This window comes from Wocania ichthyoenteri Th78 (assembly GCF_000789235.1).
Lineage (GTDB): Bacteria > Bacteroidota > Bacteroidia > Flavobacteriales > Flavobacteriaceae > Wocania_A > Wocania_A ichthyoenteri.
The window spans coordinates 1071797-1087978 of sequence record NZ_KN525716.1 but is presented as its reverse complement, the minus strand read 5'-3'; the positions used below and the strand labels follow the sequence as shown (position 1 = coordinate 1087978).

17 protein-coding genes are annotated in these 16182 nt (G+C 32.2%); 14 read left to right on the top strand and 3 right to left on the bottom strand.

Annotated elements, in window-relative coordinates; all coding sequences use genetic code 11:
* Positions 1 to 22 precede the first annotated feature (22 nt).
* The 5 genes from alaS (at position 23) to RG22_RS04665 (ending at position 6507) form a co-directional block, all read left to right on the top strand.
* Positions 23 to 2638, top strand: a complete 2616-nt coding sequence (gene alaS, locus RG22_RS04685) for an alanine--tRNA ligase (protein ID WP_034041246.1) — start codon at positions 23 to 25, stop codon at positions 2636 to 2638.
* A gap of 175 nt (positions 2639 to 2813) precedes the next feature.
* Positions 2814 to 3773 carry a GSCFA domain-containing protein gene (locus RG22_RS04680; RefSeq protein ID WP_034045748.1) on the top strand — a complete coding sequence of 320 codons (960 nt, stop codon included), beginning with the start codon at positions 2814 to 2816 and terminating at the stop codon, positions 3771 to 3773.
* 400 nt (positions 3774 to 4173) lie between these two features.
* The gene (locus tag RG22_RS04675) at positions 4174 to 4788 is read left to right on the top strand and encodes a DUF4230 domain-containing protein (protein ID WP_034041245.1); all 615 of its coding nucleotides are present in this window, start codon (positions 4174 to 4176) and stop codon (positions 4786 to 4788) included.
* A 9-nt stretch (positions 4789 to 4797) separates the two neighbouring features.
* Positions 4798 to 5739, top strand: a complete 942-nt coding sequence (locus RG22_RS04670; protein WP_034041244.1) for a pyridoxal-phosphate dependent enzyme — start codon at positions 4798 to 4800, stop codon at positions 5737 to 5739.
* 15 nt (positions 5740 to 5754) lie between these two features.
* Positions 5755 to 6507 carry an enoyl-CoA hydratase/isomerase family protein gene (locus RG22_RS04665; RefSeq protein ID WP_034041243.1) on the top strand — a complete coding sequence of 251 codons (753 nt, stop codon included), beginning with the start codon at positions 5755 to 5757 and terminating at the stop codon, positions 6505 to 6507.
* Positions 6508 to 6599: 92 nt separating this feature from the next.
* On the opposite strand, the gene RG22_RS04660 is transcribed toward RG22_RS04665, so the two are convergent.
* Positions 6600 to 8360, bottom strand: coding sequence for an aromatic amino acid hydroxylase (locus RG22_RS04660; RefSeq protein ID WP_034041242.1), 1761 nt, complete (start codon positions 8358 to 8360; stop codon positions 6600 to 6602).
* Positions 8361 to 8505: 145 nt separating this feature from the next.
* Between RG22_RS04660 and RG22_RS04655 the strand changes: the two genes are divergently transcribed.
* Positions 8506 to 9609 (top strand): bestrophin family protein, encoded by a 1104-nt coding sequence (locus RG22_RS04655; protein ID WP_034041241.1) that lies wholly within the window; start codon positions 8506 to 8508, stop codon positions 9607 to 9609.
* A 15-nt stretch (positions 9610 to 9624) separates the two neighbouring features.
* Positions 9625 to 9954, top strand: a complete 330-nt coding sequence (locus RG22_RS04650) for a thermonuclease family protein (protein WP_034041240.1) — start codon at positions 9625 to 9627, stop codon at positions 9952 to 9954.
* 38 nt (positions 9955 to 9992) lie between these two features.
* On the opposite strand, the gene RG22_RS04645 is transcribed toward RG22_RS04650, so the two are convergent.
* Positions 9993 to 10538, bottom strand: a complete 546-nt coding sequence (locus RG22_RS04645; RefSeq protein WP_034041238.1) for a DUF4136 domain-containing protein — start codon at positions 10536 to 10538, stop codon at positions 9993 to 9995.
* Between the two features lie 144 nt (positions 10539 to 10682).
* Entirely contained in the window at positions 10683 to 10847 is a 165-nt protein-coding gene (locus RG22_RS17930; protein WP_162183639.1) for a C1orf53 family protein, read from the bottom strand.
* 118 nt (positions 10848 to 10965) lie between these two features.
* Between RG22_RS17930 and RG22_RS04640 the strand changes: the two genes are divergently transcribed.
* The 7 genes from RG22_RS04640 to RG22_RS04610 all read left to right on the top strand — a co-directional run bounded on the left by RG22_RS04640 (position 10966) and on the right by RG22_RS04610 (position 16179).
* On the top strand, positions 10966 to 11304 hold the full coding sequence (locus RG22_RS04640) for a hypothetical protein (protein ID WP_034041236.1): 339 nt from the start codon (positions 10966 to 10968) through the stop codon (positions 11302 to 11304).
* A complete protein-coding gene (locus RG22_RS04635; protein WP_034041234.1) occupies positions 11294 to 12205 on the top strand; it encodes a 1-aminocyclopropane-1-carboxylate deaminase/D-cysteine desulfhydrase in 912 nt (303 codons plus the stop codon). Before RG22_RS04640 ends, RG22_RS04635 begins: the two co-directional genes overlap by 11 nt.
* Before the next feature lie 90 nt (positions 12206 to 12295).
* Positions 12296 to 13105: a glucosaminidase domain-containing protein gene (locus tag RG22_RS04630; protein WP_034045746.1), complete on the top strand. Its 810-nt coding sequence runs from the start codon at positions 12296 to 12298 to the stop codon at positions 13103 to 13105.
* An 8-nt stretch (positions 13106 to 13113) separates the two neighbouring features.
* Positions 13114 to 14400 carry a glutamate-1-semialdehyde 2,1-aminomutase gene (hemL, locus tag RG22_RS04625; RefSeq protein ID WP_034041232.1) on the top strand — a complete coding sequence of 429 codons (1287 nt, stop codon included), beginning with the start codon at positions 13114 to 13116 and terminating at the stop codon, positions 14398 to 14400.
* A gap of 150 nt (positions 14401 to 14550) precedes the next feature.
* Positions 14551 to 15114, top strand: a complete 564-nt coding sequence (locus tag RG22_RS04620; protein ID WP_034041230.1) for a Crp/Fnr family transcriptional regulator — start codon at positions 14551 to 14553, stop codon at positions 15112 to 15114.
* 121 nt (positions 15115 to 15235) lie between these two features.
* On the top strand, positions 15236 to 15430 hold the full coding sequence (locus RG22_RS04615) for a tautomerase family protein (protein WP_034041229.1): 195 nt from the start codon (positions 15236 to 15238) through the stop codon (positions 15428 to 15430).
* A 5-nt stretch (positions 15431 to 15435) separates the two neighbouring features.
* Positions 15436 to 16179, top strand: coding sequence for an SDR family NAD(P)-dependent oxidoreductase (locus RG22_RS04610; protein ID WP_034041227.1), 744 nt, complete (start codon positions 15436 to 15438; stop codon positions 16177 to 16179).
* Positions 16180 to 16182 lie beyond the last annotated feature (3 nt).

Here is a 16182-nt window from a genome sequence, read left to right as displayed (position 1 = left end):
ACAAGATTTACAATAAAAGTACATGAAGTCACAAGATATTCGATCAAAATTTTTAAGTTTTTTTGAGGAAAAGAAGCATAGCATTGTGCAGTCTGCACCTATGGTTTTAAAAGACGATCCTACATTATTGTTTGTAAATTCTGGAATGGCACCTTTTAAAGAATATTTTTTAGGAAATGCTCAGCCCAAAAATAACCGTATTGCCGATTCTCAGAAATGTCTTCGTGTTTCTGGAAAACATAACGATTTGGAAGAGGTTGGTTACGACACATATCACCATACCTTGTTTGAAATGTTAGGGAATTGGAGTTTTGGCGATTACTTTAAAAAGGAAGCTATAGCTTGGGCTTGGGAGTTGCTTACTGAGGTTTATGGCATTGATAAAGATATTTTATATGTTACTGTTTTTGAAGGAAGTGATGATGCTGATAAACTCCCTATGGATACCGAAGCTTTTGATTTTTGGAAAGAATTCATTTCTGAAGACCGTATTTTAAAAGGCAATAAAAAAGATAATTTTTGGGAAATGGGCGACCAAGGTCCATGTGGCCCCTGTAGTGAGATTCATGTAGATATTCGCTCTGCAGAAGAAAAAGCTAAGGTTGATGGAAAAAATTTGGTAAACATGGATCACCCACAAGTTGTAGAAATTTGGAATTTAGTTTTCATGCAATACAACCGAAAAGCCAATGGAAGTTTAGAAAACCTTCCTGATAAACATATTGATACTGGTATGGGGTTCGAGCGACTTTGTATGGTTTTACAAGGTGTGCAATCTAATTACGATACCGATGTTTTTACACCAATAATTCGCGAAATCGAAACCATTACAGGAAAAGATTATGGTAAAAACCAAGAAGCAGATGTTGCTATTCGTGTTATTTCTGACCATGTTCGTGCTGTGGCGTTTTCAATTGCCGACGGACAGTTACCAAGTAATACAGGCGCAGGTTATGTTATTCGTAGAATTTTACGTCGTGCTGTGCGTTATGGCTTTACGTTTTTAGATAAAAAAGAGCCTTTTATATATCGATTAGTTGGTGTGTTGAGTAATAAAATGGGAACAGCATTTCCAGAACTAAAGGCTCAAAAACAATTGATTGAAAATGTTATTAAAGAAGAAGAACAATCGTTTTTAAAAACTTTAGATCAAGGCTTAATATTGCTTAATAGAATTGTTGATGAAACGAAAGGTGATAGGGTTTCAGGCGAAAAAGCTTTCGAATTGTATGACACTTATGGGTTTCCTATAGATTTAACGGCTTTAATTCTTTCTGAAAAAGGCTTAAAATTAGACGAAAAAGGTTTTGATGAACACCTTCAAAAACAAAAAAATCGTTCGCGGGCAGCAAGCAAAATGTCTACTGAAGATTGGACGATTTTAAATGATGATGACGAAGAAGAATTTATAGGCTACGATACGCTTGAAGCTAACGTAAAATTAACCAGATACAGAAAAGTAACTTCCAAAAAAGATGGCGATATGTATCAATTGGTTTTTAATTTAACGCCATTTTATCCCGAAGGTGGTGGACAAGTTGGCGATAAAGGTTATTTAGAAGATACACATGGCGATGTTGTTTATATCCTAGACACCAAAAAGGAAAACAACGTTATTATTCATTTTACTAAAAACTTACCAAAGCATCTTAATGAAACTTTTAAAGCCGTTGTTGATGCTAAACAGCGTTACAGAACCGAGTGTAATCATACAGCAACACATTTATTGCATCAAGCACTAAGAGAGGTTTTGGGTGAGCATGTTGAGCAAAAAGGGTCTGCGGTGCATTCAAAATATTTACGATTTGATTTTTCTCATTTTTCAAAGCTAACAGTTGAGCAATTAAGAGATGTTGAAAATTTTGTAAATAGAAGAATTGATGGAAAATTACCGTTGATTGAAAAAAGAAATATACCAAAAGAAGAAGCTATTGCAGAAGGTGCAATGAGTTTATTTGGTGAAAAATATGGCGATACAGTTCGTGCTATTCGATTTGGGAAATCTATAGAGCTTTGTGGAGGCACACATGTGAAAAATACAGCTGATATTTGGCATTTCAAAATAGTATCGGAAGGTGCTGTGGCTGCAGGAATACGTCGTATTGAAGCTATTACAAACGATGCGGTTAAAGATTTTTACTTTGAAAATAACCGTGCTTACTTTGAAATGAAAGATTTGCTTAATAACACCAAAGAACCTGTTAAAGCATTGCAGAATTTACAAGATGAAAATGCAAATCTTAAAAAGCAAATAGAGGCTTTATTAAAAGATAAAGCGAAAAACATAAAAGGCGAACTTAAAAGTGAGTTACAAGATATTAATGGTATTCAATTTTTAGCTAAAAAACTAGATTTAGATGCTTCAGGTATAAAAGATGTTGCTTTCGAGTTGGGAAGTCAGTTCGATAACTTATTTCTATTATTTGCAACCGAACAAAACGGAAAAGCATTGTTATCTTGTTATATTTCAAAAGAATTAGTAGCAAGTAAAGGATTAAATGCCGGACAAGTAGTTAGAGAATTGGGTAAATATATTCAAGGCGGCGGCGGCGGACAACCATTTTTTGCAACCGCAGGAGGTAAGAACCCAGATGGAATTAGTGAGGCTTTAGAAAAAGCTAAGGGTTATTTAAATTAAAAGTTATTTAATTCCTAAAATTTTATTGAACGTTTTTATTTCACATCTGTAAAATTTTAAAAATTTATGTTTTAATGATGCATATTTGATTTTATTCTTTTTCATGTTTATAATTGTTAAATGTTATTCGTTATTAGTGTGTGAAAAGTAGAAAATGTTACAGGAAATTAATTCTATGAAGCTACAAACACAAATACTAATAGAAAAACAATCTAATAATCAAATAGATTATAACTCTAATGTTCTATTATTGGGTTCTTGTTTTTCAGAAAATATTGGAGAAAAACTCAACTATTTCAAGTTTCAAAATTCACAAAATCCGTTCGGAATACTATTTCACTCTAAAGCCATTGAAACATTATTTACTAGTGCTATTGATAAAAAAGAATATTCTGAAGATGATGTCTTTTTTCAAAATGAACAATGGCATTGTTTTGACGCGCATTCAAGGTTAAGTAATACTTCAAAAGAAGATTTATTAGCAGATTTGAATCTTGCTATAAAATCAATAAACAAACAAATCAGTAAATCAACACACATAATAATCACATTAGGGACAGCTTGGGTTTATAATCATATTGAAACCAATAAAATAGTTGCTAATTGTCATAAAGTACCGCAAAAGCAATTTAAAAAAGAATTAATGCCAGTTGATGCTGTCTTTGAATCCTTAAAAAATCTACTCGAATTAATTAAAAGCGTAAATACTGATGTTTCAATTATTTTTACGGTGTCACCTGTTAGACATATTAAAGATGGTTTTGTTGAAAACACACAAAGTAAAGCACACCTAATTTCTGCAATTCATAAATTACTGTCATCACAAATGCAGTTTATTAATCTTTCTTATTTCCCTTCTTATGAAATTATGATGGATGAACTTCGAGATTATCGTTTTTATAATGAAGATATGTTGCATCCAAACAGTATGGCAATACATTATATTTGGGAGAAGTTTCAAGAGGTTTGGATTTCAAAAGAAGCTTCTAAAACTATGAGAGACGTGGATACGATTCAAAAAGGATTACAACATAAGCCTTTCAATCCAAATTCTGAAGCACATACTAAATTTCTTCAAAGTTTAGAAAGTAAAAAAGAATTTCTTCAAAGAGAATTTCCTTTTATTGAGTTTTAATTTGTAATGCCTTTACAAATAATCCATATAGTTTTTAATTAGCAGGTATAAATATTGATTGCTACGTTTCATCTTTTTTAATAACGGTTTATCGATAAATTATTTAAAATTAAACTTATAATTGTAGATTTAAAACGCTATTAATCAGTACGTATCAAAAAAACATCAGTTACTTAAATCATAAATAATATGGTTTATAATTGGTGTTTTTTTATGCTTTATTTAACTTAATATTTGTTTAACCTTTAGTTAACATTTGTTCTCTTCTAGCATATTATATTTGTACTGTTAGTTTATTTACAACATTAGTTAGACTTCTTATGTCGAAGGAAACTGATGTTTTTTTGTTTATAAATTATACTTCTCTTAGCTTAATAGAAAAATATTTCTAAATTGGTACATGCGAAAAATTCTATTTGGTGTCGTAATTACTTTAGTTGTTTTATTCACTTTTAAATATTGTGGAGACAAAAGAGATAATAAAATAGTACTTCAAGAAAGTTCGGCACTTATTCAAAAGCAAATTAAAAATGTTGGAAAGCTTATTGTTACCGAAGGTCATTTTAGCGAAGTCTTTAACTATAAAAACTCCAAAGAAATTTTTGGAGACTATTTTACTTCAGATAAAAAAGCACTGGTTGTTGTAAATGCTGAAGTTACGATTGCTTACGATTTAAGTAAAATTGAATTTAAAATTGATGAAGCCACAAAAACACTTCAAATAATTAGTATTCCAAAAGAAGAAATAAAAATAAATCCAGATTTGGAGTATTACGATATGCAATCCGATTTTTTTAATCCTTTTGAAGCTAAAGATTACAACGATATAAAAAACACAGTTAAAGTGTCATTAGCTAAAAAACTAGAAAAATCTGATTTAAAAGCCAATGCGAAAAACAGGTTGGTTAGTGAGCTTTCAAAGTTTTACATTTTAACCAATTCTTTAGGTTGGACATTGAAATATAACGAAACACAAATGGAATCGTTGGACATCTTTCAAAATTTAAAATTGTAATTCTCAATTATGAATAAAATTACTTTGCAAAACGTCCACAATCGTATAAAATCATACATTCACAGAACCCCAGTTTTAACTTCGCAATTAATAGATAATTTATGCGATGCAAATGTTTTTTTTAAATGCGAAAACTTTCAGAAAATGGGCGCTTTTAAAATGCGAGGTGCTACCAATGCTATTTTAAATTTGACGGACACACAGAAAAGTAAAGGCGTGGTAACACATTCTTCTGGTAATTTTGCTCAAGCTTTATCGTTGGCAGCAAAACAAATAGGAGTTAAAGCTTTTATTGTGATGCCTAAAAATGCCCCTCAGGTAAAAAAAGATGCAGTAAAAACTTATGAAGGGATTATTATTGAATGCGAATCAAATATTAAAGCACGAGAAAAAGAAGCTCATAAAATTGTAATTAAAAAAGGAGCTATGTTTATTCATCCGTCAAATGATGATGATGTTATTTACGGACAAGGTACAGCAGCTATAGAGTTATTGGAAGATTATCCCGATTTAGATTATATTTTTACACCCGTTGGTGGAGGAGGTTTATTGGCTGGAACATTATTGGCTGCAAAATATTTTTCTAAAAACTGTAAAGTGATTGCTGGAGAACCCAAAGAAGCTGATGATGCTTACAGGTCGTTACTATCTGGAAACATTGAAAAAAATGAAACATCAAATACGATTGCCGATGGTTTAAGAACGCATTTAGGCGACAGAAATTTCCCGATTATAAAAAAGTATGTAGAGAAAATTATACGTGTTGAAGAAGATGAAATAATTCATGCTATGAAACTCATTTGGGAACGTATGAAAATTATTATCGAACCTTCAAGTGCCGTTGCTTTTGCAGCAGTTTTAAAAGAAAAAGAAGCTTTAAAAAATAAAAATATTGGTGTAATAATTTCTGGCGGAAATGTAGATTTGTCTAATTTACCGTTTAATAAATAATTGTAATTTGCAACTATGTTAAAACCATACGTAAAATTAGAGATTGAAAATCAAGTTGGATATATTGAGTTTTTCCATCCAGAGCATAATGCGATGCCAAGTGAAAACCTCAAAAAACTAGAACAGACTATTGTTGACGCTGGAAATAATGATGCTATTAAAGTTATTGTTTTAAAAAGTGGAGGAGACAGAACGTTTTGTGCTGGCGCAAGTTTTAAAGAACTTATTTCTATTGATGATGCCAAAACTGGAAAGCAATTCTTCTCGGGTTTTGCAAATCTTATTAATGTAATGCGCAAATGCCCAAAGTTGATTATTGGACGTGTACAAGGAAAAGCAGTTGGCGGTGGCGTTGGTTTAGCAGCAGCAACCGATTATTGTTTGGCAACCAAATATGCATCTATTAAATTAAGCGAACTAAGTATTGGTATTGGCCCTTTTGTTATTGAACCTGCAGTATCTCGAAAAATGGGACAAGCTACAATGTCTCAAATGACAATAAATGCGGAAGCTTTTTTTTCTGCGAAATTTGCAAAAGAAAAAGGCTTATATGCCGATGTTTTTGATACCGTTGAAGCTTTAGATGAAGCTGTAAAAATTTTAGCGGAAAAACTAGCAAGTTATAATCCTGAAGCTTTAAAAGAAATGAAAGATGTGTTTTGGAAAGATACAGCGTATTGGGATGAATTACTTATTGAACGTGCCGAGATTAGTGGTAACTTGGTTTTGAGTACCTTTACTAAAGAGACTTTAAACCGGTTTAAATAAATTGAGTATTGTTACGTTATTCCGAGTTAGTTTCAGAATCTCATGATTTTTCAATTATGTGACCCTGAAACTAGTTCAGAGCGACGAAAAACCTATTTTACAACAGTTCCTTTTTTCACAATCCCCAATCCATCATCAATTAAACGTCCAACTTCAGGTCTGTTTTGTTTAATAGTTTCTAAATGATTTATAATGCTTTCACATAATTTAGTTTCATTTCCTATAAAAGCCAATTCGTAAAGTTCAATAGGTAATAACCAATCGCTAGGATGATTTTCAATAAGTTCTTCTAAAACTTTAGTTCTAGAAATGGTTTTGTTTTTGCCTTCTCTATAATCTCTAACTTGTTTGTAAAGTGCTTCAAGTTTTAGTAATTCGCTAGACTTTTTAATATGAATGGTTTGTGTTGATGGCACATGTGTAATTAAATCGAAACTGTTTAAGTCTGCTGGTCCAGAAAAAGCTGAAACAATAGCTTTACCAACAGCCATATCATAAATACCCCATTCTGGTTTAAATAAAACCGTATCGTGATGTGTAACGGTACAATTTTTAAAACTAATTAATATTATTTTTCCTTGTAGGTTTCGTTTACCAGTTATGATTTCACCAGAAACGATAATACCACCTTCAAATTCTAGAGTTACAACTTTTTCTTCATAAATATTGTAAGCACTTAAATCGCGCGGACTCATATCTTCAATAGCAAGATTAATACCTTTCAGTTTTCCAATAGGCGATCCAAACCCTTCGGTATGTGTTTCAACACCGTGACCAACCAACTCTTTTTCTCGATATGCCAATGCTGTTTCACCGGTTGTTTGAATGTAAATAGGTTTTCCTTCATTTTCAATAACATGACTAAAAACAGCAGAAATTTGTAGACCAGTACTTAGCTCTATAGTACCTAATGCATTAGAGTGAATTAATTTATTAACTCCAGAGAGATCACCTTTACGCAATGCCATCGTGTTGGCAAACTCTTCCAAAATTAAGCTTAAATGAGCAAAATCTGGCGTTACAAAAAGCTGAGGTTGTGGTTTTGTAATGTCGAAATCTTTATATGTAGCTTCAATGTTATAAGGTAGCTTTTCAACTTCATCAGTCATACACCACGCGCTTTCTCCGATAGACGACAACAAACCTGCACCGTATATTTTTGGGTTTTCTATGGTGCCTATTAATCCATATTCAACAGTCCACCAATGTAGGTTTCTTATCAGTGCCATTTCACTAGGTTTACCCATATTTTGTTGTAAGTATTCAACCTTTTCTTCCGCAGAAACGATATCGTTTTCTTTAGAATTTGGTGCTTCTTTGATGATGGAAAGATGTCTAACCGCTTCATACAACTCATAATCTTTAGCCGATGAAATGGCTTTACTACCAACTTCTCCAAAACGCCGTAAATATTCAGCATATTCAGGATTTGCAATAATAGGAGCGTGTCCAGCACCTTCGTGAATAATATCTGGAGCAGGGGTGTATTCAATATGCTCTAATTGCCTAATATCGCTCGCAATAACCAAAACATTATACGCTTGAAATTCCATAAAAGCATTAGGCGGAATAAAGCCATCTACCGCAACTGCTGCCCAACCAATGTCTTTTAAAATGCGATTCATACCGTACATGTTAGGAATGCTATCAATAGAAATCCCTGTTTGTTTTAAACCGTCTAAATAGGATTTGTGGGCGACTTTTGCTAGAAAATCGACATTTTTACGCATTACATAACGCCAAACTGCTTGATCTATAGCCGAATAATCGTCGTAATTTTGAGGCTTTATAAATTGTTTTAAATGCTTTGGTAAGCGATTTAAAATAACATTAGATTCTATGGTATTCGACATGATTTTTATTTATATAACTTGATGTAAAAATACGAATTCTCTATAAAAACTAGTCAAAAAATGATTTATTAAAAATTAAATAAACCGTTTTAAGGTTTGAAATAAGAATTCCATATATTTATAACTCTATAATTGTTTCAATACTATGTATACAAGACGAATGTTTCCAGTGGCCGGTGTTTTAAAATGGACACGTCGTCATATTTTTTTATTCCTTTTTTTAGCGTTAATTCCTGTTTTTCTTTTTGATGTTGTAGGTTTAAAATGGTTACACGTACCGTGGTTGCCATTAGGGGCTTTAGCTACCGCTGTGGCTTTTATTGTAGGATTTAAAAATAATGCGTCTTATGACCGATTATGGGAAGCTCGTAAAATTTGGGGAGGCATTGTTAATGCATCACGTTCTTGGACTATTATGGTTAAAGATTTTATTAATAATGACCATGCAAAAGTTTCTCTTTCTGAAGTTGAATTATTCTTAGTACATCGTGAGCTAGTTCACCGTCATGTAGCATGGTTAACAGCACTACGTTATCAGTTGCGTAAAGATAAACCCTGGGAAATGTATCTTAAAAATAAGCAATCTAATATAGAATTTAGAGCAGCAAAATATAGAGTATGTGAAGATGAAACTCCAATTGAAGAAGCCATAAAACCTTATCTTTCAGAAGCTGAGTTTAAGGCGGTTTTTGCTAAAGAAAATCAAGCATCCCAAATTTTAGGTATACAATCTAAACGTTTAAAAGAATTAATGAATCAAGGTTTGATTGAGGATTTTAGGCATATGGAAATGGCTAATATGTTGGTTGAGTTTTATACACTTCAAGGTAAGTCTGAGCGTATTAAAAACTTTCCGTACCCAAGACAATTTGCTACTTTAAATTATCTTTTTGTTTGGATTTTCATCATTCTTTTACCTTTCGGAATTATGGAGGGATTTGAAACCATTGGTAATCATATTCTCGAAGATTTAGCAAATCACGAATCTCAAACATCATTAGGTCATTTAATACAGGAATTTATTGCGAAGCATTTTGTGTGGTTTTCAATTCCGTTTAGTGCATTGATTTCTTGGGTGTTCCATACTATGGAAGCTATTGGCGAAAATACCGAAAACCCATTTGAAGGTGGGCCAAACGATATTCCTATTACAGATATGAGTCGAGGTATTGAAATTGATATTAGACAACTTATTGATGATACTGATATTCCTGAACCATACAAATGGACAAATGATATTGTAATGTAATTAATAAATTAAATTATGTATAATTATAAAGCCAAAATAATTGATGTTTACGACGGAGACACTGTGACTGCTGTTGTAGATTTAGGGTTTTTGCATTCGCAAGAAATGAAATTACGCCTTTACGGTATTGATACGCCAGAAATGAGAGGCCCAGAAAAAGAAGAAGGTAAAAAAGTGAGAGATATTTTAAGAACAATGATTCTCGATAAAGAAGTTACTATCCGCTCCTACAAAGATAAACAAGGTAAATATGGGCGTTATTTAGCTAATATTGTTTTAGAAGATGGTTTAGAGGTTAACCAATGGTTGGTTGATAACGGGCATGCAAAACCGTATTTTCCGTAAATAAAAAAGCAACTCAAACGAGTTGCTTTTTTATTGTTTTATTGTTGCGTTCCTGGAGGATACTTCTCCATGATTTTAGAGACAAATTCTTTAATACGTAATTCTTTTTTCTCCATATTCTGAGATAAATAACCCGTTCCCATACCTTGCCATACGAGTTCTTTTTTACTGGCATCGATTAAATCTACATACAAAACACCTTCGGTTGAGCGAGACACAGAACTAGAATTATAATTATTCCAATACCAAGGATGCCACCCCCAGCCATAGCCGTAAGGGCCAAAACCGTTATTATAGATGTTTATTTTTTCGCGAGATTTAGTAAAAAGACTCACTAATAAATCGGGGTTCTCAGATTTTGTAAAGCCTTTTGCTAAAAGTTCGGATTCAATAGCACGAAGAATTCTACGTTTATCTAAATCGTTAATTTCAGCTTTATCAATTCCAGTTTTGTAGAAAGCAAAGGTTTTGTATTCGCCAAAGTTTGCATTTTTATCATAATCTGTTGCCACTCTAACAGAGCTACAAGAAGAGACCAAAATTAACAACGCTAAAAATGGTAATGCTTTTAATGTTTTTTTCATAGTCTTAATATTTAGTTTTCTTTTTCATTTCTAAAATACAACAATTCACTTGAAAATTATTGATTTTTAATGTTTTTCACTATTAAAAAGTATCAATAATCATACCAAGTGGTATAAAAATAAGATTGCTAGGGCTATTGTATTTTATTTTTTTATTGAGTTAGTTTTTTGACTGTAGCCATATGGGCAATGTCTGCAACCGCTTTCACAACAATAACCTCTTTTTAAATGGTATTGTTCGGTAAAACAACGGTAACCTTCTGGCGTTAAGTAGAAGTCGCCTTCTTCAATGGGGATTATTTTCTTCATTATATTGCAAATATAATATATATTGGAAAACCACTCGTAGACTAAAGAGTCATGGTTTCTATTTATTAGTCATCTTCACGAAAGTGGAGATTGGATTGATTTTTGAATGCAGTTGTTTATGATTTTTATTTCTAAATACTTAGTGCCAAAAGGATATACCGGTTTAACCGTTTTTCCTTTTGTGTTTTTAAAAAATAGTCGTTTTAAAACCGATTATATTTTAATTAACCATGAAAAAATTCATTTGAGACAACAACTAGAAATGTTAGTAATACCTTTTTATTTGGCCTATATACTTGAGTTTTTGTTTAGATTAATTCAATACAGAAATTGGAATTTAGCTTATCGTAATATTTCTTTTGAACGCGAAGCTTATGCTAACGAATTGAATTTAGATTACTTAAAGCAACGACTATTTTGGGAATTTTTAAAGTATCTTCGTGCCAATGATTTTTAAGCTTGAACATAGTGTTAATCAGCCTATTGTTTTATCCGAAAATAGAGGTGTTGAGTTGTATATTAAACGCGAGGACAAAATACATCCTTTTGTTTCTGGAAATAAATACAGAAAACTAAAATACAACTTAATTGATGCCGAAAATAAAGGTTTCAAAACGCTGCTTACTTTTGGTGGCGCCTATTCAAATCATATTGCAGCGGTAGCTTTGGCTGGACAAAATCAAGGTTTTAAAACCATTGGTATTATTCGAGGTGAAGAATTAAAAAATAAAGTGGATGACAATGCGACTTTAAGTTTTGCTAAACAATGCGGCATGCAATTTAGGTTTGTATCTCGTGAAGATTATCGTAATAAAACATCTCAAAATTTTATTGATAATTTAAAAGAAGAATTTGGTGCCTTTTATTTAATTCCAGAAGGCGGTACAAACCCATTAGCTATTAAAGGTTGCGAAGAGATATTAAATGATGACGACGCAAATTTTGATTTTATATGCACCTCAGTGGGAACTGGTGGCACTGTTTCAGGACTTATAAATTGTTCAAAACCCAGTCAACAAGTTTTAGGTTTTTCAGCCTTAAAAGGTGATTTTTTAAAAGAAGATATTAGTAGATTTGTAACCAAAACCAATTGGAAACTCGTAGTCGATTATCATTTTGGAGGCTATGCTAAAATAAATGAGGCCTTAATCAGTTTTATTAATGATTTTAAAACGGATTATCAAATTCCTTTAGATCCTATTTATACAGGAAAAATGATGTTTGGAATTTTCGATTTAATCGATAAAGGATTTTTTTCTAAAGGATCAAAAATTTTAGCTATTCATACAGGAGGTTTGCAAGGTGTTTCTGGAATGAATGCAATTTTAAAAAAGAAGAATTTACCAATAATTGAATAAATAATGAAACATTCATAATAAATTTTCTATACGAATAAGAATGATTAAATGAATGTTACATGTGACCTTAAAAACAATATGTATAAACAAATGAAACGGTTAGTATTAATATGTTGCTTAGTAAGTTTTGTTGTTAGCTGTCGTTCTAAAAAAGCGATTGTAACTAAAAAACCTAAAAACAGTACCGAACAGGTTGAGGTAAAAGTTGAAACCAATAAAACTGAAGAAAAAGTTACGGTTACAACACCTAAAGTATACGCCAATAAAGTAGAAAAGTATATTGACACTTATAAAAAAATTGCTCAAAACGAAATGCAATTATATCATATTCCTGCAAGTATTACTTTGGCGCAAGGTATTTTAGAATCGGGTTCTGGTAACGGGCGACTTTCAGTACAAGCCAATAATCATTTTGGGATAAAATGCCATAAATGGACAGGGAAAAAAATCTATCATGATGACGATGAAAAACAAGAATGTTTCAGGAAATACAAAGACGCCAAATATTCGTTTAGAGACCATTCATTATTTTTAACCGAGCGAAAACGATATGCAAAGCTTTTCAAGCTTAAAAAAGAAGATTACAAAGGTTGGGCAAAAGGTTTAAGAGCCGCAGGATATGCCACTGATAGAAAGTATCCTCAAAAATTAATTAGCTTAATAGAGCGTTACAAGTTATACGAATTTGATAAAGAAGTGTTGGGAGATACTTATGTAAAATACGAAGAACCAGTACTAAGTGATGCTTTAACTTATACGGTAGTAAAGGGAGATACCTTGTATTCTATTTCAAGAAAATATAATATTAGTGTAAAAGAACTTCAAAATATTAATGGTTTATACGATAATACCATCAGCATTGGGCAAGCATTGATTGTTAGACCATCATCAAAAAATTAATAAAACACATGAACTATAAACGTAGTAGCGCTCTGTTTGCGCAAGCTGAAACTGTTATTCCTGGAGGTGTAAATTCGCCGGTACGCGCTTTTAAAGCAGTTGGCGGCACACCAATTTTTGTAAAAGAGGCAAAAGGCGCTTATTTATATGACGAGGATGATAACCGATTAATCGATTACATAAATTCTTGGGGACCAATGATTCTTGGTCATGCATACGAACCTGTGGTGAATGCAGTAGTTGATAAAGCTAAAAAAGGAACATCGTTTGGTATGCCAACAGAAATTGAAACTCAAATCGCCCAATTAGCAGTTTCTATGGTGCCAAATATTGATAAAATTCGGTTTGTAAATTCTGGAACTGAAGCTTGTATGAGTGCAGTTCGATTGGCGCGCGGTTTTGCAGGTAAAGATAAAATTATAAAGTTTGCTGGTTGTTATCATGGGCATTCCGATTCGTTTTTAATACAAGCGGGTAGTGGTGCGGTAACTTTTGGTTCGCCAAATAGTCCAGGAGTTACACAAGGAACAGCTAAAGATACATTGCTTGCGCGCTATAATGATATTGAAAATGTTACGCAATTAATTGAAGCTAATAAAAACGAAATTTCTTGTGTTATTATTGAACCCGTTGCAGGAAATATGGGTTGTATTCCGCCAATAGAAGGATTTTTACAAGCATTAAGAGATTTGTGTGATGCTAATAATATCCTTTTGATTTTTGATGAAGTGATGACGGGTTTCCGTTTAGCAAAAGGTGGTGTACAAGAGTTATTTAATATTAAAGCAGATATTGTTTGCTTCGGAAAAGTAATTGGTGGCGGTTTACCCGTTGGAGCTTTTGCAGCTCGAAACGAAATTATGAATCATTTAGCGCCTTTAGGACCAGTTTATCAAGCAGGAACTTTAAGTGGTAACCCCTTAGCTATGGCTGCTGGATTAGCCATGTTAAATGAGTTGAATAATGATGCTGAAATTTTTAACAGATTAGCTAAAAAAACAGCGTATTTACATGAAGGTATAGCTAAAGTTTTAAATGCTAATAATGTTGCACATACTATAAATAGAGTGGGTTCGATGATTTCTGTACATTTTGATGAAGCTGAAGTTGTAGATTTTGAAACCGCAGCAAAAGGAAATAATGACACTTTTAAAAAGTTTTTCCATGGATTGCTTGACAAAGGTATTTATATTGCACCAAGTGCTTTTGAAACTTGGTTTATTACCGATGCTTTAACTTATGAAGATCTAGATTTTACAATTGAAGCTATTGAGATAGTTGCAAAAACACTATAAAAATGAATAGGCTTTATGATAAATAAAAGCCTTTAGATTATGTTATAAAAAATTATCGAATAACAGTAACAAAAAACTTTGCTATATTCTAACTTGTTTACGGGATATGAGAAGTAAGAGTTATTGTATAACGAGTTAGTAACAATTAAAATGACACATCCTCTAAGACAGCATATAGAAGAAGTAATTAACCTTACAGATGAGGAATTTGATTTTGTTTTGAGTCATTTTGTGCAAATTAATAAGCGTAAGCATCAATATATTGTCCAAGAAGGAGAAATTGTCAATAAAGAATACTGGATAATAAAAGGGTGTTTAAAAAGCTACTTTGTTGATAACGCAGGAAAGGAATACATACTTCAATTTGGAATGGAGAATTGGTGGATTACAGATTATGAATCTTTTGTAAAACAAACCAAATCTAAAACTTCTATCGACTGTATAGAAGATAGTGAATTACTATATATATCTTTCGAAAACAGAGATAAACTGACTGCTCAAATGCATAAAATGGAACGTTTTTGGGCTAAAAAAAGTAAAATTGGTCGTATTGCACTTCAAAATAGGATTCTGTCATTGTTAAAGAATTCAACTAAAGAAAAATACGATTTACTTCTCGAACAATACCCAAAACTTTTCCAACGTGTCCCCAAAAAAATGATTGCGGCTTATTTAGGTGTTTCTAGAGAAACACTTAGTAGATTAAACTCATAACTTTATTACCTACTATAATCAAGTCAATGTGACTTGCATCACTTCAAAGAAGTGATAAACCTCCTTTCTAACACTTTAGGTTCTCATCACCTTTGTATAACATTAATTTAATAGAAAAGTTATGCCATACATTAATATTAGAGTTACCGATGAACAAGTGACACAAGAACAAAAACGTCAATTAATAGAAGGAGCTACACAGTTAGTAGTTGAAGTACTAAACAAAAACCCACAAACAACCCATGTGGTTATTGATGAAATACCAATAGAAAATTGGGGAGTAAATGGGAAACAGTATTTAGGAACTAAAAAATAAAGAAAATGGAAAATAAAACGGTAATCATTACAGGAGCATCCACAGGAATTGGTAAAGAAATTGCAAAATATTTTATAACACGAGGAAGTAATGTTGTAATGAACTCTTCCAATGAAGAAAATTTAAGAAAGGCTTACAATGAATTTGGTTCTCCTACTAATGCTATTTATTTAGCTGGAGATATTAGTAAACAAGAAACTGGTAAAAAACTCGTTGCTTTAGCGCTGGAAAAATTTAATTCTGTAGATGTTTTAATTAATAATGCTGGAGTATTTGCTCCAAAACCTTTTTTAGATGTTGAAGAAAAAGATTTAGACCTTTATTGGAATGTAAACCTAAAGGGAACATATTTCACCTCTCAAGCTGCTATTCCTCATATGATAAAACAACAAAATGGTTCTATAATAAACATAGGAACCGTTTTAGTAGAACATGCCATAGATGGATTTCCTGCAACAGCGCCATTAACAAGTAAAGGTGCTATTCATTCTTTAACGAGACAATTAGCTGCAGAATTTGGAAAAAACAATATCAAGATTAACACAATAGCCCCGGGAATTATTAGAAGTCCATTACAAGGCAAAATTGGAATTGAAGATGCGGATAGTTTAGCTGGATTGCACTTGCTGAATCGAATTGGAGAGGCAAATGAAATTGCTGAAGCTGCATACTATTTGGCTACTTCAAATTTTGTAACAGGAGAAACAATTAATGTTGCTGGTGGACATACCATTGGGCATGCTATTTAAAAA

Excerpts from the sequence above, each read along its gene's own strand:
- alaS (WP_034041246.1), top strand. The coding sequence starts at position 23 with ATGAAGTCACAAGATATTCGATCAAAATTTTTAAGTTTTTTTGAGGAA.
- RG22_RS04680 (WP_034045748.1), top strand. The coding sequence starts at position 2,814 with ATGAAGCTACAAACACAAATACTAATAGAAAAACAATCTAATAATCAA.
- RG22_RS04675 (WP_034041245.1), top strand. The coding sequence starts at position 4,174 with ATGCGAAAAATTCTATTTGGTGTCGTAATTACTTTAGTTGTTTTATTC.
- RG22_RS04670 (WP_034041244.1), top strand. The coding sequence starts at position 4,798 with ATGAATAAAATTACTTTGCAAAACGTCCACAATCGTATAAAATCATAC.
- RG22_RS04665 (WP_034041243.1), top strand. The coding sequence starts at position 5,755 with ATGTTAAAACCATACGTAAAATTAGAGATTGAAAATCAAGTTGGATAT.
- RG22_RS04660 (WP_034041242.1), bottom strand. The coding sequence starts at position 8,360 with ATGTCGAATACCATAGAATCTAATGTTATTTTAAATCGCTTACCAAAG.
- RG22_RS04655 (WP_034041241.1), top strand. The coding sequence starts at position 8,506 with ATGTATACAAGACGAATGTTTCCAGTGGCCGGTGTTTTAAAATGGACA.
- RG22_RS04650 (WP_034041240.1), top strand. The coding sequence starts at position 9,625 with ATGTATAATTATAAAGCCAAAATAATTGATGTTTACGACGGAGACACT.
- RG22_RS04645 (WP_034041238.1), bottom strand. The coding sequence starts at position 10,538 with ATGAAAAAAACATTAAAAGCATTACCATTTTTAGCGTTGTTAATTTTG.
- RG22_RS17930 (WP_162183639.1), bottom strand. The coding sequence starts at position 10,847 with ATGAAGAAAATAATCCCCATTGAAGAAGGCGACTTCTACTTAACGCCA.
- RG22_RS04640 (WP_034041236.1), top strand. The coding sequence starts at position 10,966 with ATGATTTTTATTTCTAAATACTTAGTGCCAAAAGGATATACCGGTTTA.
- RG22_RS04635 (WP_034041234.1), top strand. The coding sequence starts at position 11,294 with ATGATTTTTAAGCTTGAACATAGTGTTAATCAGCCTATTGTTTTATCC.
- RG22_RS04630 (WP_034045746.1), top strand. The coding sequence starts at position 12,296 with ATGAAACGGTTAGTATTAATATGTTGCTTAGTAAGTTTTGTTGTTAGC.
- hemL (WP_034041232.1), top strand. The coding sequence starts at position 13,114 with ATGAACTATAAACGTAGTAGCGCTCTGTTTGCGCAAGCTGAAACTGTT.
- RG22_RS04620 (WP_034041230.1), top strand. The coding sequence starts at position 14,551 with ATGACACATCCTCTAAGACAGCATATAGAAGAAGTAATTAACCTTACA.
- RG22_RS04615 (WP_034041229.1), top strand. The coding sequence starts at position 15,236 with ATGCCATACATTAATATTAGAGTTACCGATGAACAAGTGACACAAGAA.
- RG22_RS04610 (WP_034041227.1), top strand. The coding sequence starts at position 15,436 with ATGGAAAATAAAACGGTAATCATTACAGGAGCATCCACAGGAATTGGT.